General features: G+C 31.2%; 8 protein-coding genes and 1 other annotated feature. Of the genes, 6 read left to right on the plus strand and 2 right to left on the minus strand.

Annotated features, from left to right (window positions below):
• The first annotated feature begins 112 nt into the window (after positions 1 to 112).
• The 5 genes from OCU55_RS03455 to OCU55_RS03475 all read left to right on the plus strand — a co-directional run bounded on the left by OCU55_RS03455 (position 113) and on the right by OCU55_RS03475 (position 11,569).
• Complete coding sequence (locus OCU55_RS03455) at positions 113 to 4,387, plus strand: 2-hydroxyacyl-CoA dehydratase (RefSeq protein WP_261850915.1); 4,275 nt, start codon at positions 113 to 115, stop codon at positions 4,385 to 4,387.
• A gap of 168 nt (positions 4,388 to 4,555) precedes the next feature.
• Positions 4,556 to 4,857: a binding site (T-box leader), on the plus strand.
• A 258-nt stretch (positions 4,858 to 5,115) separates the two neighbouring features.
• Positions 5,116 to 7,758 carry a valine--tRNA ligase gene (locus OCU55_RS03460; RefSeq protein WP_261850916.1) on the plus strand — a complete coding sequence of 881 codons (2,643 nt, stop codon included), beginning with the start codon at positions 5,116 to 5,118 and terminating at the stop codon, positions 7,756 to 7,758.
• A 14-nt stretch (positions 7,759 to 7,772) separates the two neighbouring features.
• Positions 7,773 to 9,080, plus strand: a complete 1,308-nt coding sequence (locus OCU55_RS03465; protein ID WP_261850917.1) for a bifunctional folylpolyglutamate synthase/dihydrofolate synthase — start codon at positions 7,773 to 7,775, stop codon at positions 9,078 to 9,080.
• Between the two features lie 314 nt (positions 9,081 to 9,394).
• Positions 9,395 to 11,254, plus strand: a complete 1,860-nt coding sequence (locus OCU55_RS03470; RefSeq protein WP_261850918.1) for an LTA synthase family protein — start codon at positions 9,395 to 9,397, stop codon at positions 11,252 to 11,254.
• A 12-nt stretch (positions 11,255 to 11,266) separates the two neighbouring features.
• The gene (locus OCU55_RS03475) at positions 11,267 to 11,569 is read left to right on the plus strand and encodes a hypothetical protein (RefSeq protein ID WP_261850919.1); all 303 of its coding nucleotides are present in this window, start codon (positions 11,267 to 11,269) and stop codon (positions 11,567 to 11,569) included.
• Positions 11,570 to 12,256: 687 nt separating this feature from the next.
• Here OCU55_RS03475 and OCU55_RS03480 read toward each other — a convergent pair.
• Together OCU55_RS03480 and OCU55_RS03485 are read right to left on the minus strand one after the other, a co-directional pair.
• Positions 12,257 to 12,997: a TIGR03915 family putative DNA repair protein gene (locus OCU55_RS03480; RefSeq protein ID WP_261850920.1), complete on the minus strand. Its 741-nt coding sequence runs from the start codon at positions 12,995 to 12,997 to the stop codon at positions 12,257 to 12,259.
• Positions 12,998 to 13,010: 13 nt separating this feature from the next.
• On the minus strand, positions 13,011 to 14,366 hold the full coding sequence (locus tag OCU55_RS03485) for a putative DNA modification/repair radical SAM protein (protein ID WP_261850921.1): 1,356 nt from the start codon (positions 14,364 to 14,366) through the stop codon (positions 13,011 to 13,013).
• A gap of 327 nt (positions 14,367 to 14,693) precedes the next feature.
• On the opposite strand from OCU55_RS03485, the gene OCU55_RS03490 reads away from it, so the two are divergent.
• Positions 14,694 to 15,890: a glycosyltransferase family 4 protein gene (locus OCU55_RS03490; protein ID WP_261850922.1), complete on the plus strand. Its 1,197-nt coding sequence runs from the start codon at positions 14,694 to 14,696 to the stop codon at positions 15,888 to 15,890.
• The last annotated feature ends 79 nt before the right edge of the window (positions 15,891 to 15,969 follow it).

Genomic DNA, 15,969 nt, shown 5'->3' on the forward strand with positions numbered 1-15,969 from the left:
ATAAGAATATTCATGTAAAAAAATATTACTTACATAATTAACAAAAATATTTTATAATATAATAATGATATTATTTATATTTACTTATTATTATTAGTTTGGAGATGAGAATATGACAAAGTTTCATATGGGACTTGATGTTGGTTCTACAACTGTTAAGATGGTGTTGCTTGATAACAGAGATAACATAGTCTATAGCAAGTATAAGAGGCATTTTTCAGATATAAGAAGTACTATAATAGCACTTATAAGAGATGGCTATAAGCATGTAAAAGATGTCGACGTTACTGTAAATGTAACCGGTTCTGGTGGACTTTCAGTTTCCAAATGGCTTGATATAACTTTTATACAAGAAGTAATTGCATGTACTAAAACTGTAGAAAGCTACATTCCAGAGACAGATGTTGTAATTGAGCTTGGTGGAGAAGATGCTAAGATAACATATTTTGATGGTAATTTGGAACAGAGAATGAATGGAAGTTGTGCTGGTGGAACAGGTGCTTTTATAGATCAAATGGCATCACTGCTTAAAACTGATGCAAGCGGTTTAAATGATATGGCCAAACATCACTCTGTTATATATCCAATAGCAGCAAGATGTGGAGTTTTTGCAAAAACAGATGTACAACCATTATTGAATGAAGGTGCTAGAAAAGAAGACATAGCAGCTTCAATTTTCCAGGCGGTAGTTACTCAAACTATTAGTGGACTTGCTTGTGGAAAACCAATAAGAGGAAAGGTGGCATTCTTAGGAGGCCCCTTGTACTTTTTATCAGAGCTTAGACAAAGATTTATAGAAACTTTAAATCTAACTGAAGAACAGATAATATTCCCTGAAAATTCGCAGTTATTCGTTGCTATGGGAGCAGCTTTATCATCTAAGGAAGATAAGCTAATATCTTATAAAAGATTGTTAGAAAAGGTTAGTGAAATCAAGACTATGCAATCTACTGAAATAGAAAGATTAGCACCACTTTTTGCAGATAAAAAAGATTATGATGAGTTTAAAGCAAGACATGATAAGGCTACAGCAAAGAGAAGAGATTTGGATAGTTACTCTGGTAAGGCTTATCTAGGAATTGATGCGGGATCAACAACTACTAAAGTGGTATTGATTAGTGAAGATAATGAGATACTTTATTCATATTACGGAAGTAATCAAGGAAGTCCTTTAAATAGAGTTATAGGTATATTAAATGAACTGTATTCAAAGCTTCCAGCAGATGTTGAGATTGCGAACTCTACTGTTACAGGCTATGGAGAAAGCCTAATTAAGGCAGCTCTTCATATTGATATAGGTGAAATAGAAACAATAGCTCACTATAAGGCTGCAGAACATTTCTTACCAGGTGTTGATTTTATATTAGACATTGGTGGACAGGATATGAAATGTTTTAAGATAAAGAACGGGGTAATAGATAGTATCCTGCTTAATGAAGCTTGTTCTTCAGGTTGTGGATCTTTTATAGAAACTTTTGCTAACTCCTTAAATATGGAAATAGCTGATTTTGCTAAGGAAGCTGTTTTATCTGAACAGCCTGTAGATCTTGGTTCAAGATGTACAGTATTTATGAACTCAAGGGTTAAACAAGCACAAAAAGAAGGTGCTTTAGTTGGAGATATATCTGCTGGACTTTCTTATTCAGTAATTAAAAATGCGGTTTTCAAAGTTATAAAGATAAGAGATCCTAAGGAATTAGGAAAGAAAATAATTGTTCAAGGTGGTACTTTCTATAATGACGCAGTACTTAGAGGTTTTGAGCTTCTATCAGAAAGAGAAGCTGTAAGACCTGATATAGCTGGTCTTATGGGAGCTTTTGGAGCTGCTATAATAGCTAAGGAAAGATTAGAAGAAGGAAGAAAAACAACACTTCTTGAAAAAGAACAATTAGAAAGTTTTACTATAGACACCGACTTAAGAAGATGTGGACTTTGTGGAAATAACTGTCTTTTAACTATCAATAAGTTCTCTACTGATGAAGAATACATATCAGGTAATAGATGTGAAAGACCATTAGGGAAAGATAGAAAGAAGAATGATATACCAAACTTATATGATTATAAACTTAAGAGAACCTTTAGCTACAGACCACTTAAGAAGGATGAAGCAAAGAGAGGTACTATAGGAGTTCCTAGGGTACTAAATTTCTACGAAAATTATCCGTTTTGGTTTACGATGCTCACAAAGCTTGGATTTAGGGTTGAGCTATCACCAATTTCATCAAAGAAAATTTATGAGATGGGTATAGAATCAATACCTTCAGAATCAGCTTGTTATCCAGCTAAGATAGTTCATGGACATATAGAGTCATTAATAGAAAGAGGAATAAAGAATATATTCTATCCAAGTGTTGCCTTTGAACAAAAAGAGTTTAAAGAAGCTAACAACAATTATAATTGTCCTATAGTTACTTCATATCCAGAAGTTATAAAAAACAATATGGACGTTATTAAGGAAAAAGATATAAACTATATGAATCCTTTCTTCTCACTGAACAATAAAGAAAGACTTTATAAGAGAATTGAGGACGAATTTAAGAGTTTTGGAGTAACAGCTGCTGAAGCAAAAGAAGCTATCGATGCTGCTTGGGAAGAAAGAGAGCAGTATAAGAGAGATATTCAAGCCAAGGGTGAAGAAGTACTAGAATACTTACAGAAGACTGGTAAGAAAGGAATAGTACTTGCTGGTAGGCCATACCACATAGACCCTGAAATAAATCACGGTATACCGGATGTTATTACAAGCTTTGGAATGGCTGTACTTACTGAAGATAGTGTAAGTCATCTAGGAAAAGTTCAAAGACCTCTTAGGGTTGTAGATCAGTGGGTTTATCATTCAAGACTATATTCAGCAGCAAGCTTTGTAGCTACTCAAGAAAATCTTGAATTAATCCAACTTAATTCTTTTGGCTGTGGACTAGATGCTGTAACCACTGACCAAGTTCAAGAGATTTTGGCAAGTGACGGTAAGATATATACAGTATTAAAGATAGATGAAGGAAATAATTTAGGAGCTATTAAGATAAGAATAAGATCTTTAAAAGCGGCTTTAGAGGAAAGAGAAAGAAATGGGTATGTTCCACACAAAGAGGATACGAGCTATCATACAGTTCCTTTCACTAAAGAAATGAGAAAAACTCATACAATTTTAGCTCCACAAATGTCACCAATACATTTTGAAATAGTGCAAGAAGCTTTCAAAGCTAGTGGATATAATATGGAAGTACTTCCTTCTACAGATAAACAAGCTGTTGAAGAAGGATTAAAGTTTGTAAATAATGATGCTTGTTATCCATCAATAATAGTTGTAGGTCAGATGATCCATGCTCTTAAATCTGGAAAATATGATCCAAACAATACTTCAGTTATAATAACTCAAACTGGTGGTGGATGTAGAGCAACTAACTATGTTGGTTTCTTAAAGAAAGCATTAAGAGAAGCCGGTTATCAAGGAATTCCTGTAATATCTCTAAATGCAGTAGGATTAGAACCACAGCCTGGCTTTAAGATAACTCCAAAGCTTCTAGATAAAGCACTTATGGCATTAGTTTACGGTGATCTTTTAATGAGAGTACTATATAAAGTTAGACCATATGAAAAAGTTAAGGGGTCGGCTAATGCTTTATATGAGAAGTGGAATAATCTAGCTAAGGAAAATGTTATAAAAGGTGGACATAGATTATTTAAGAACAATGTTAAGAATATAATAAGTGAATTTGATAATTTAGAAATAACTGATGTAGTTAAGCCTAAGGTAGGAGTTGTTGGAGAAATTCTTGTTAAATTCCATCCAACAGCAAACAATGATGTAGTTAATCTTCTTGAAGAAGAAGGAGCTGAAGCTGTTGTACCTGATTTACTTGATTTCTTCTTCTACTCAGCTTATGATCAAGACTTTAAGTCTAAGTACTTATCCTTTGGTAAGATGGGAAGAGAAATATCTAATGCAGCTATATGGTTTATGGAGAGATATAGAAACACGATGAAGGAAGAACTTTTAAGAAGTAAGAGATTTTCTCCTCCAAAGCATATTAAAGAATTAGGAGAACTTGCATCAACAATATTATCTCTTGGACATCAAACAGGAGAAGGATGGTTCCTAACAGCTGAAATGCTTGAACTTATAGAGAGTGGAGTTAATAATGTAATCTGTATGCAACCATTTGCTTGCCTGCCAAACCACGTTACAGGTAAAGGTATGATAAAGGCTATAAGACATAAGTACCCTATGTCAAATATAACTGCGATAGATTATGACCCAGGTGCTTCAGAAGTTAATCAGTTAAACAGAATTAAATTAATGCTTTCTGTAGCTTTTAAAAATCTTAAAGAAAATGAAGAAATAAAGAAAGAAGCCTTTGAAGAAGTTGCAACAAGTAAAAAATAATATCTCAATAGTTGACAAAATTTGATGTTGTAATATAATATTACTATAATTTATATGAAACGTTATTGTTTAGTATTGTGTCTAAATTAATGGGTCGCTACAGCTAATAGTTCATGTAATATACTGTAGAACAATTTAATTTCAATAATAATATAAACATAACTATATGTAAAAGCTTTGAAAAAGAGGAGTAAAGGCATAGAACATAATAAGAGAGAAAAATCCGTAGGCTGTAAGGTTTTTCATATGGTGTGCTTTGAAGGTAGCTTTTGAGCTTCTCTGCTGAATAAGGGGAATTAAATAAATGCTAGGTTATAGTTTTATATGTACTGTAGTAGATATAAACAATTTTGGTAGCTTGCATATAATTCCTAAAGTAGGTAGAGACGGTAGCGATATCGTTAAAGGTTAAAGAGCTCTTAACTTAGGTTGAGAGAAAAAAGGTGGTACCGCGAGTCTTCGTCCTTTTATGGATGAAGGCTCTTTTTTTATTGTTCAAAAGTTATAGAAATTATAAGCTTTTAGTGATAAAATGTTTTATTTATTTTGCTGATTTCTATAACAGCAATAAAAAATAGTATTCGCCTGTGAGATTCATCACAACTATATAACTGTTAAGAAACATGTATATATTAAAACTTAAATGTGGAAGTCCATATCAGGCGATAAATCTTTAGGAAAAACACATTTAGAAAAATTATTTACCGGGAAATTAAGGAGGAACTTAGATGCTAGAAGAAAAAAATATTTCAACTACCTATAATCCAAAAGAATTTGAAGAAAGACTATATAAGACTTGGGAGGAAAAGAAATACTTTACACCTGAAGTTGATAAAAATAAAAAGCCATATACAATAATAATGCCGCCACCAAATATAACAGGTAAGCTTCACTTAGGCCATGCGCTTGATAATACTCTTCAAGATATGCTTATAAGATTTAAGAGAATGCAAGGCTTTAGTACCTTGTGGCTTCCAGGAGAAGACCATGCAAGTATAGCTACTGAAGTTAAAGTAGAGAATGAATTATTAAAGCAAGGCCTTAAGAAAAAGGAAATGGGAAGAGAAGCTTTCCTTGAAAAAGTTTGGGAGTGGACTGACGAATACAGAGAAAGAATAAGAACTCAGCTTAAGAAGATGGGATGTTCTGCTGACTTTACAAGAGAAGCTTTTACAATGGATGAAAATCTAAATAAAGCTGTAAAGCATGTATTCGTAAAGTTACATAACGAAGGTCTTATATATCAAGGTAATAGAATAACTAACTGGTGTCCAAAATGTCAAACTGCATTATCTGATGCTGAAATAGAATATGAAGAGCAAGAAGGAAACTTCTGGCACATTAAATACCCAGTTAAAGATTCAAATGAATTTTTAGAAATTGCCACTACAAGACCAGAAACACTACTAGGAGATACAGCTGTTGCAGTAAATCCTAATGATGAAAGATTTAAGCATTTAATAGGAAAAACTTTAATATTACCATTGGTAGGAAGAGAAATACCAGTAGTAGCAGATGACTATGTTGATATAGAGTTTGGAACTGGAGCAGTTAAGATAACTCCAGCACATGATCCTAACGACTATGAAGTAGGAAAGAGACATAACCTTCCACAAATAAGAGTTATGGATGATAAAGGTACTATAAATGAATTAGGTGGTAAATACCAAGGTTTAGATAGATATGATGCTAGAAATCAAATGGTTAAAGACTTAGATGAACAAGGTCTTTTAGTAAAAATTAAGCCTCATACCCACAATGTAGGAACTCATGATAGATGTAGCACAGTTATAGAACCAATAATATCAAAACAATGGTATGTTAAGATGGAATCTTTAGCAAAGCCAGCGGTAGATGCTGTAAAGGAAAAGAAGACAAAGTTCATACCTGAAAGATTTGAAAAGACATACTTTAACTGGATGGAAAACATTCAAGATTGGTGTATATCAAGACAGTTATGGTGGGGACATAGAATTCCAGTTTGGTACTGTAAGGATTGTGGTGAGATAATAGTTTCTGAAGGAACTCCAACAACATGTTCAAAATGTAATTCAGAAAGTCTTTATCAAGAAACAGACGTGCTTGATACTTGGTTCTCATCAGCGTTATGGCCTTTCTCAACACTTGGATGGCCAGATAAAACTGATGATTTAAAATACTTCTATCCAACAAGTACTTTAGTTACAGGTTACGATATAATATTCTTCTGGGTAGCAAGAATGATATTCTCAGGTATTCATAACATGGGAGAAGTTCCATTTGAAAATGTATTAATCCACGGAATCATAAGAGATTCTGAAGGTAAGAAGATGAGTAAATCTCTTGGAAATGGTGTAGATCCACTAGATGTAATCGAAACTTACGGTGCAGATGCTTTAAGATTTATGCTTGTAAATGGTAATGCACCAGGAAATGATATAAGATTCTTCCCAGAAAAAGTTGAATCAGCAAGAAACTTTGCAAATAAGATCTGGAATGCTTCAAGATTTGTTATGATGAACCTTGATAGAGATCTTATGGATAAGTATAAAGATTGCACTGAATACAGCTTAGCAGATAAATATATTCTTTCAAAGCTTAATACCATAGTAAAAGAAGTAACTGATAACATAGAAAACTTTGAACTTGGTATTGCTCTTCAAAAGATATATGACTTTATGTGGACTGAACTTTGTGATTGGTATATAGAGCTTGCAAAACCAGTTTTATATGGTAATGATGAAAAGTCAAAGGGTGTTGTATACAATGTATTATTTAAGGTACTTACAACTGGATTACAACTTTTACACCCAGTAATGCCTTTTATAACTGAAGAAATATACACTCACTTAGATGCAGAATATGAATCAATAACAATATCAAAGTGGCCAGTATATGAAGAAAATCTTCATGATGAAATAGCAGAAAAAGATATGACTTTGATAATTGAGGCTATAAAGGCTCTAAGAAATGTAAGAGCAGAAATGAATGTACCACCATCAAGAAAAGCTAAAGTTATCGCATATATTGCTGATGAAAGTAAAAGAGCTTTTGAAAATGGAAGATCATATATAGAAAAGTTAGCTTCTGCTTCAGAAGTAGCGTTTATTACAGATAAACAAGAAGTTCCTGAAAATGCTGTATCAGTTGTAGTTCAAGGTGGAGAATTATTCATGCCTCTACTTGATCTAGTTGATAGAGAAAAGGAGCTAGACAGACTTAACAAAGAAAAGACTAAGCTTGAAGGTGAAATACTAAGAGTTGAAAAGAAAGTAAATAATCCTGGCTTTGTAAATAAGGCACCAAAGGAAGTTGTTGATGCTGAAAGAGCTAAGGGAGAAAAATATAAAGAAATGTTAGAAGCAGTTCTTGCAAGAATTAGTTCATTATAATAGGTGGCGTTCTTATGAATTATGATGAAGCTATAAAATATATAACTGAAACTGCAAAGTTTGGAAGTAATTATGGTTTAGAAAGAACTGAGAAGCTTTTAGAGCTTCTTGGTTCTCCTCATAAAAAGTTAAAAGCAATCCATATAGCAGGAACAAACGGAAAAGGATCAACCACATCAATGATAACTTCAATCCTCATGGAGGCTGGGTATAAGGTAGGAATGTACACTTCCCCATATATCGAGGAATTTGAAGAGAGAATTCAGATTAATAAAAATAATATACCTAAATCTGATTTAGCAAAAGTAGTTACTGATGTTAAAGTGGCTGTGGATGAAGTGGTTAGACTTGGTTATGATAGCCCCACAGAATTTGAAATAATAACAGCAGCTATGTTTAAGTATTTTTATGATGAAAATGTAGATTATGCTGTAGTAGAGGTTGGTCTTGGTGGAAGGTTAGATTCTACCAATGTTGTGACTCCGATACTTTCTGTAATAACTTCAATAAGTTTTGATCATATGAATATTTTAGGAGATATCTTAGAAAAGATAGCTTATGAAAAGGCTGGCATAATAAAAGAAAATATCCCTGTAGTTGTTTATCCATTAGTGGATGAGGCTATGAAAGTTATAGAAAAAGTTGCTAGTGAGAGAAATGCTAAGATATATAAGGTAAATAATCAATGGGCAGTGATTACAGAACCAAAAGCAGGAAATAACTCTCAAAGAATTTTAATTACAACAGATGAAGAATCTTATAATATTAAACTTTCTCTGCTTGGTAAACACCAATTATTAAATTGTACTGTAGCTATAAAGGCTATTGAAGTACTTAAAGAAATTGGTGTTTCTATAGAGAAGCAGCATGTATTAAGTGCATTAGCAAAAGTAATCTGGAGTGGGAGAATGGAAGTTATGAATGCTTCCCCTCTAGTTGTAATTGATGGGGCTCACAACATAGATGGAATTACCAAACTTGTTGAAAGTATAAACACATATTTTAATTATGATAAGATCAAAGTTATAGTTGGTATACTAGCTGACAAACAAGTAGAGGCTATGATAGATAAGATAAGCACTATAGCTGACTCTGCCATAGTAACTACCCCTCATAATTATAGAGCTGAGGCGTCTACTGTTATCAAAGAATTACTTGATAAAAATGGAGTACAGACAGAAATTGTAGAGGATTATAGAGAATCTTTTATTAAGGCCTTTAGTTCTTCGCAAAAAGAGGATTTAATACTTGTTTGTGGATCCTTATATATGATAGGTGATATGAGAAAAACTATAAGATCAGTTTTAAAGGAAGTACTCTAAGAGAGTGCTTCTTTTTTTCTTTATAATCATTGAAAATATTGTAAAAATTAAATGGCTATACAGGAGATGCTATATGAGAAAATCATATTAATTCTTTGCGTAAGCTCATTAAAGCATTGGATGTATAACCATTTAATTTCTATACGATACTTTAATATAACTTTTTAAAATTAAAATTTAAGAATTGGTTAAGATTTTGTTAAAATTTTGTTCATAGACAAAATTTTTAACCATGTTATAATTAAAGGGTTCAATTACGAAAATTTAAAATTAAATACTAACTCTTGATTCAATCCTAATTTGGAGGTTACTATATGTTAAATTACGAAAGACCTATTAAAAGAAGAACACCAGGAGAAATAATAAAAAAAGCTGCTTTAACTATAAAGGAAAGCTATTTTTTTTGGTATTGTTTTGCGGCTATATTAGTAAAATCATTGTTGTTCATTGCATTAATATCAGATGATAAAGCTAATGGGATTGTTCCGATGAGAGTTTTTTATTCAATGCCGCCTTTCCTTGTTTATTTCAGTTTTATTTGTTTGGTTTTATCCTTTGGATTTTTGTTTAGAAATAAAGGACAAACTATTGCTTTCTTTGTAATAAATACAATAATAAGTGTTCTGTATATTGGGGACTTATGGTATTTTAGAAGCAATAGCTCATTTTTAAGTTTACATATGTTCAGTATGACATCAAACTTAGATAATTTGAGTAGTAGTGTAATTTCTATGATAAGAATAGTGGATATTATATTCATCATAGATTTGATAATTCAAATAGCACTTATGATCAGAAGACGTTCAAAGGCAAAGTATCATAAGAGAAGTGTTATTGCTTTTTTGATGTTATTAATTGTTCCAACCCTATATTTAACTTATGCTCATTATAAGATAGATAATTTTAATAAGGGATTTACTAATCAGATGATTTTTAGGAAAAGTTGGTCTCCTAATCAAACTATGTCAAACCTTACACCAATAGGGTACCATATATTCGATTCCTACAATTTTTATGTAGAGAGTAAGCCATATGTTATATCTAGCTCAGAACAAAAAAATGTACAAAAATGGTTTGATGATAAAAAAGAAAATCTTCCTGACAATGAATATAAGGGAATGTTTAAGGGAAAGAATCTATTGGTAATACAATGGGAATCCTTAGAAAACTTTGTTATAAATCAAAAGGTAAATAATCAAGAAATCACACCAACTCTAAATAAGATTTTATCAAACAGTATATACTTCAATAATTTTTATGAACAGACTTATAACGGTACAAGCTCAGATGGTGAGCTTATAACCCAGGCTTCAGTATTTCCTGTTAGAGAAGGAGCAACTTTTTTTAGATATCCAACTAATACCTATGAATATTCATTACCTAACGTAATGAAGGGTTTAGGATATAATACATTAGCATCACATCCTGATAAAGGATCTTATTGGAATTGGATGCCAGCACTTAAGTCTATAGGATTTGAGAAGGCTATTGATTCTACAAATTATAATGTTGATGAAGTTATAAACTTAGGTATAAGCGATAAGAGTTATTTGAAACAGCTACCAAAAAAGATAGAAGCTCTTAAATCTCCATTTTATGCTTATACAGTTACTTTAACTAGTCATGCTCCATTTGATATACCAGATAAATATAGAGAAATCAAATTACCGAAAGAACTTGAAGGTACAAAGCTCGGAGGTTACTTCCAAAGTATCCAATATACAGATAAGTATATTGGACAAATGCTAGAAGAATTAGATAAATCAGGAGTATTGGATAACACTGTAGTAGTTTTTTATGGTGATCACGAAGGGGTTCATAAGTTCTATGATGATGAACTTAAGAATATTTCGTATGAAGGTGATTGGTGGAAAGAAAACAATAGAAGAGTTCCTCTTATTATATATTCAAAAGGATATAAAGGTAAAGCTATATCAACCTATGGCGGTCAATGTGACACACTACCTACTTTAGCTTATCTTTTTGGTGCTGATGTTAATGCTATGGAAGATAAGATATTTGGAAGAAATCTTTTAAATACAAAAAAGAATTATACCGTTTTATCAACTAGACAGTTCTTAGGTACTGAAAGCTATCCGGGTGAAAAGGACAGAATGCTTGAAAGCATTGATCTAGGTGACAAGCTTATCAGAGCAGATTATTTTAAGAAGTAGGTGAAGGTTACTGTGGAAAATAATATTTTAGAAAAAGAAGTCGTAAATGATACAGAAATGAAACTGACTAAAAGAAGTAAACTTCTATATATTATACCATTATTGAGTCTAATTTTTCCCATAGTGTCTATTGAGGGGTTAGTACCTTGGACAGTAGCTATATACTTTTGTTATAAGGGAATTAGTTCTATAAATAAATACGAGAAACCTCTTAAAAAATGTATAAGCTATTTGGTTCTTAGTGGAGTTATAATAGCTCTGTATAATATACTAGTTTACTTTGTGAGCAATTACCTTGTTAAATTATTAATGTAATACTATAAAGACATGCTAGTTTATCTGTTCAGAGTAATAGATAATCCAGTTCTATCTAATAAAACTAGTAGATACTTCTAGTAACTAATTGTGGTAATAGAGTTATCAACAATATGTTCTATTTTGAACTGATATGTCTATAATTAAGTGAAGATTTGATCATGAAGTGAAACTATATAAAAAAGCAGCTTTAAAGAATCCCTAAATGACATTCTTAAAGCTGTTTTTTTCGTTTTTAGTAGATTAAGTTTTAATATCAGTAAATGTTTAAGAATATTGTTTAAATTAAGTGGTTATGCAGGAGATGCTATATGAGCGAGCAATTAGAATTAAATGATTTTTCCAGATGGAATGGCTCTAAAAAATCGCTAATTGTTCTTTATTAGTGATTTTTTTACGCATCTGCCTTTTCTGAACGTATGTGAAGAAATTCTGGCAGGCGATATATTTTTACTTTTTACTTTTAATCAAATAGCCTTTTTATTTTATTAAATTTAAGGTATGAAACATTTATAAAATGTATTGATTATTAAAAAGTAAAACTGTATTGTCCGAACGTAGTGAGTTATACAGTTTTAGCTATTTCATTGGAGAAAATCATATTAATTCTTTGAGAAGCTCATTTGAGTATCGGAGTAGTGACACATTAATTTCAATGCTATAACTAATAATACCTAATAGCACATTTTATTTAACTTCAGTGAGATGCGACCAATATCTTTTAGGCATATGTTGTCTTCGTAGTTTTTCATTTTTTCTTTCCTCTATATTAACTGAGTTATAAAAGGTTTTCCAAAGCTTTTCAAAGTCAGAATCAACTTTAAGATTTTCTAATTTTAAACCATCTTCTTTAGAAAAATCGATTATGGTTGCTTCTTTTTTATCGTAAAAGATAGCTATTTCACGTTTTATATCATGGATTATAAAATTCTGATCTGAAAATCTAGCACTAAAATGATTTATTAAAAGTGGCAGTATGTTATGGTCTGGGTCAATAGAAGCGTAATAGGTTAAAGCACCTATCTCTTTAAATCTAACAAAGCCTTTAAATCTATGAGCCTCATAAGAGACTCTTTGATTGTATTTGTCTACTTTCATGATGATATCATTATTTTTTGCTAGATTTACTTTTATGCCGTATGTAAAACACAATTTTAAATATTCTACAATCAAATCTTCACTATCTTTATATTCACTAAGGTATAGAGTGTATATATTTTCTAGTGTATCGGAGTTAAGTTTACGCTCTATTGAAGTATATACTCTATCATATTTATCTTCCTCAGTAATGACATCTACATTTTCAGCAAGAAGACTTGGCGTGTAGTTAATATTTTTTTTAATTGTGCATTCCTGCTTACAAGAAAATGCATAAAATATTGCGGTAAGTAAACCTTCGAAGGTACCATCGTAGATAAATTCCTTCATGGAACAGCCCTCCCTATATTTCACCAGTTAACGAAGTAGATTTATCGCTAAGCAGTAAAAGCTTTTTACTTGAATCAATTGTACTAAAATCCTTGGGAAGTAAGAACTTTTTATCAATATGATCAAATAAGTTCAATTGTTCTCCTTCCTGCTCTATAATATTTAAGTCAAATTTAGGAGTAAGTACACTTTTTATCCTTTCCTCGTCAAGAGGAACAGAACCAAAATACTTTCCTTTACAAGTTATAAAATATTGTGCTCTTTTTAATACAACTCCAAGTTTCTTTAAGTCGTGGAAATCAAGCGAATTTATTTTTCTCGCACTCATTATTTTTTGCGCACCTCTTATTCCGATCCCAGGAATTCTAATGAGCATTTCATATGGAGCTCTATTAATTTCTATCGGAAACAGATGGATGTTATTTAAAGCCCAAAAAGTCTTTGGATCAAAGTTTATATCAAAGTTAGGATTCCTATCAGATAATAGCTCGTCAGCTTTGAAACCATAAAGTCTTAGAAGCCAATCACCTTGATAAAGTCTATGTTCTCTTAAAGTAGGTGGAGTTCTTAATTCAGGTAGGTTATTCCCCGTATTTACTGGAACATAGGCAGAGTAATAAACTCTTTTTAAAGAATATTTATTATAAAGGCCTTCAGAAAGATTAAGTATATTTAAATCACTTTCTTTCGTAGCACCTACTATAAGTTGTGTACTTTGTCCACCAGGAACAAATAATGGAGCTTTTTTAAAGAATCCATTTTCTGTTTTACTTATTTGGATATTATTTTTAATTAGTTTCATTGGCTGAAGAATAGTTTCCTTTGTTTTTTCTGGTGCTAGAAGCTTTAAGGATTGTGAAGATGGAAGCTCTAGATTTACACTCATTCTGTCAGCAAAAGAACCAGCCTTTTTTATAAGAGCATCATCAGCTCCAGGAATAGCCTTTAGGTGTATGTACCCTTTAAAGCCATGCTCAACTCTAAGCTTCTCCACTACTCTTGTTAAAGTCTCCATAGTAAAATTGGCATCTTTAAAAACTGCAGAACTTAAGAATAATCCTTCTATGTAATTTCTTCTGTAAAAATTCATCGTTAGTTCTACAACTTCATCTGCAGTAAATGCAGCTCTTTCAACATCGTTACTTCTACGGTTTATGCAGTAAGCACAATCATAAATGCAGTAGTTGGTTAAAAGTATCTTGAGCAGAGAAATACATCTACCATCAGGAGTAAAGCTATGACATATTCCACTGCTAGCTACAGAGCCTAAGTCACCTTTTTTTGAAGATCTATTTGAACCTGAAGATGAGCAAGATACATCATATTTTGCTGCACCACTTAGGATTCTAAGTTTTTCATTTATATCCATATAATCACCATCTTTATGTTAATAAATATATTATAATCAATTAGAGAGAATAGAACAAGTGTTCTTTTTGCATTATTGCATTTAGATAATTATTGTATTCATATTTGCGTTTAAGTAAGAGAAGTTTTTTTGCAATAAGAAGTGCAATGTTTCTAGTAATTAAGAAATATTATGTGTGGTTATTGAAATTAAATTTATTAGAATAGTTTTCTTTTTAAATTAATGGAAATACTATAAATTATTAAATTATTTAATCGTTTAATCTTTTAGAGGAAATTAATAGCTTTAAAGATCACTATAACTTTCTATTAACAGGAGGGTAAATTAATGAGGATTTTAATAACAACAGATACGTATTTCCCAATGGTAAATGGTGTTATCACTTCGGTGAACAATTTATATAATGAATTGAAAAAAATGGGGCATAATGTTAAGATTTTAACGCTATCTCATAGTGGTAATGAAGAAATACATGGGGATGTATACTATCTTAAATCTTTTGGAGTAGGGGTTTATCCTGATGCTAGAATTAAATTTCCTTTGCATAATAAATTAGTAAGTGAAATTATAAGATGGAATCCGGATATTATTCATTCACAAACAGAATTTTCTATGATGATGGTATCGAAATATATTTCAAATAAATTGGATATTCCACATATACATACTTATCATACGATGTATGAAGATTATCTATGTTATTTATTAGGTGGAAAACTTATAAATAAGAATACTTCTGCTAAGATAATAAAGATGTTGTTAAATAGTTTAGATAGTATTATAGCGCCAACGGAAAAAGCTAAAAGATCACTACTGAACTATGGAATTAATAAGCCGATTTACGTTATTCCAACGGGAATAGACTTAAGTAAGTTTAGACAGCAAGTATCTGCAGAAGAAAAACAGCAAATTATTGATATGCTTAATCTTAAAAAAGAAGATAGAATTATAGCATATATAGGTAGGATTGGACAGGAAAAGAATATAAGTGAAATAATTTCGCTTATGCCTAATGTAGTAAAGAGGAATAATAACTTAAAACTCTTAATTGTAGGCGGAGGGCCATATCTAGATAACTTAAAAAATCAAGTAATTAGTGAAAATATAGAGGATAAAGTTATATTTACTGGAATGGTGAATTCCAACGAAGTGTATAAATACTATAAAATAGCTGAAATATTTGTTACAGCATCAACTAGCGAAACTCAAGGATTAACTTATCTTGAATCATTAAGTAGTGGATGTCCTGTAGTATGCAAGTATGACCACTGTATAGATGGAGTGATTGATCAAGGGAAAAATGGTTATACATATAAGAATGAATTAGAATTTGAAAAATATATTAATATAATTTTAAAAGATGATTCACTAAGATATAATATGAGTAAATATGCTGAAATAAAAGCCAATGAATATTCAAGTAAAATCTTTGCAAATAAAGTTTTAGAAAAGTATGTTATAACAATAAGTAGAAGTGAAGAAATAGGGCTAGATTTAGGTGCACTGATAAATCATAAAACTTAATATAATAAATTCTTTAAGTTAAATAAATATCTGAAAACAATCTTAGAATTTATAGAGTAGAATCACTTTATAGAGGAGG

The organism is Clostridium folliculivorans, assembly GCF_024341905.1.
Taxonomy (GTDB): Bacteria; Bacillota; Clostridia; order Clostridiales; family Clostridiaceae; genus Clostridium_AR; species Clostridium_AR folliculivorans.

Bases quoted from the DNA above. Each gene is read 5' to 3' on its own strand.
- OCU55_RS03455 (WP_261850915.1), top strand. From the start codon at position 113: ATGACAAAGTTTCATATGGGACTTGATGTTGGTTCTACAACTGTTAAG.
- OCU55_RS03460 (WP_261850916.1), top strand. From the start codon at position 5,116: ATGCTAGAAGAAAAAAATATTTCAACTACCTATAATCCAAAAGAATTT.
- OCU55_RS03465 (WP_261850917.1), top strand. From the start codon at position 7,773: ATGAATTATGATGAAGCTATAAAATATATAACTGAAACTGCAAAGTTT.
- OCU55_RS03470 (WP_261850918.1), top strand. From the start codon at position 9,395: ATGTTAAATTACGAAAGACCTATTAAAAGAAGAACACCAGGAGAAATA.
- OCU55_RS03480 (WP_261850920.1), bottom strand. From the start codon at position 12,997: ATGAAGGAATTTATCTACGATGGTACCTTCGAAGGTTTACTTACCGCA.
- OCU55_RS03485 (WP_261850921.1), bottom strand. From the start codon at position 14,366: ATGGATATAAATGAAAAACTTAGAATCCTAAGTGGTGCAGCAAAATAT.
- OCU55_RS03490 (WP_261850922.1), top strand. From the start codon at position 14,694: ATGAGGATTTTAATAACAACAGATACGTATTTCCCAATGGTAAATGGT.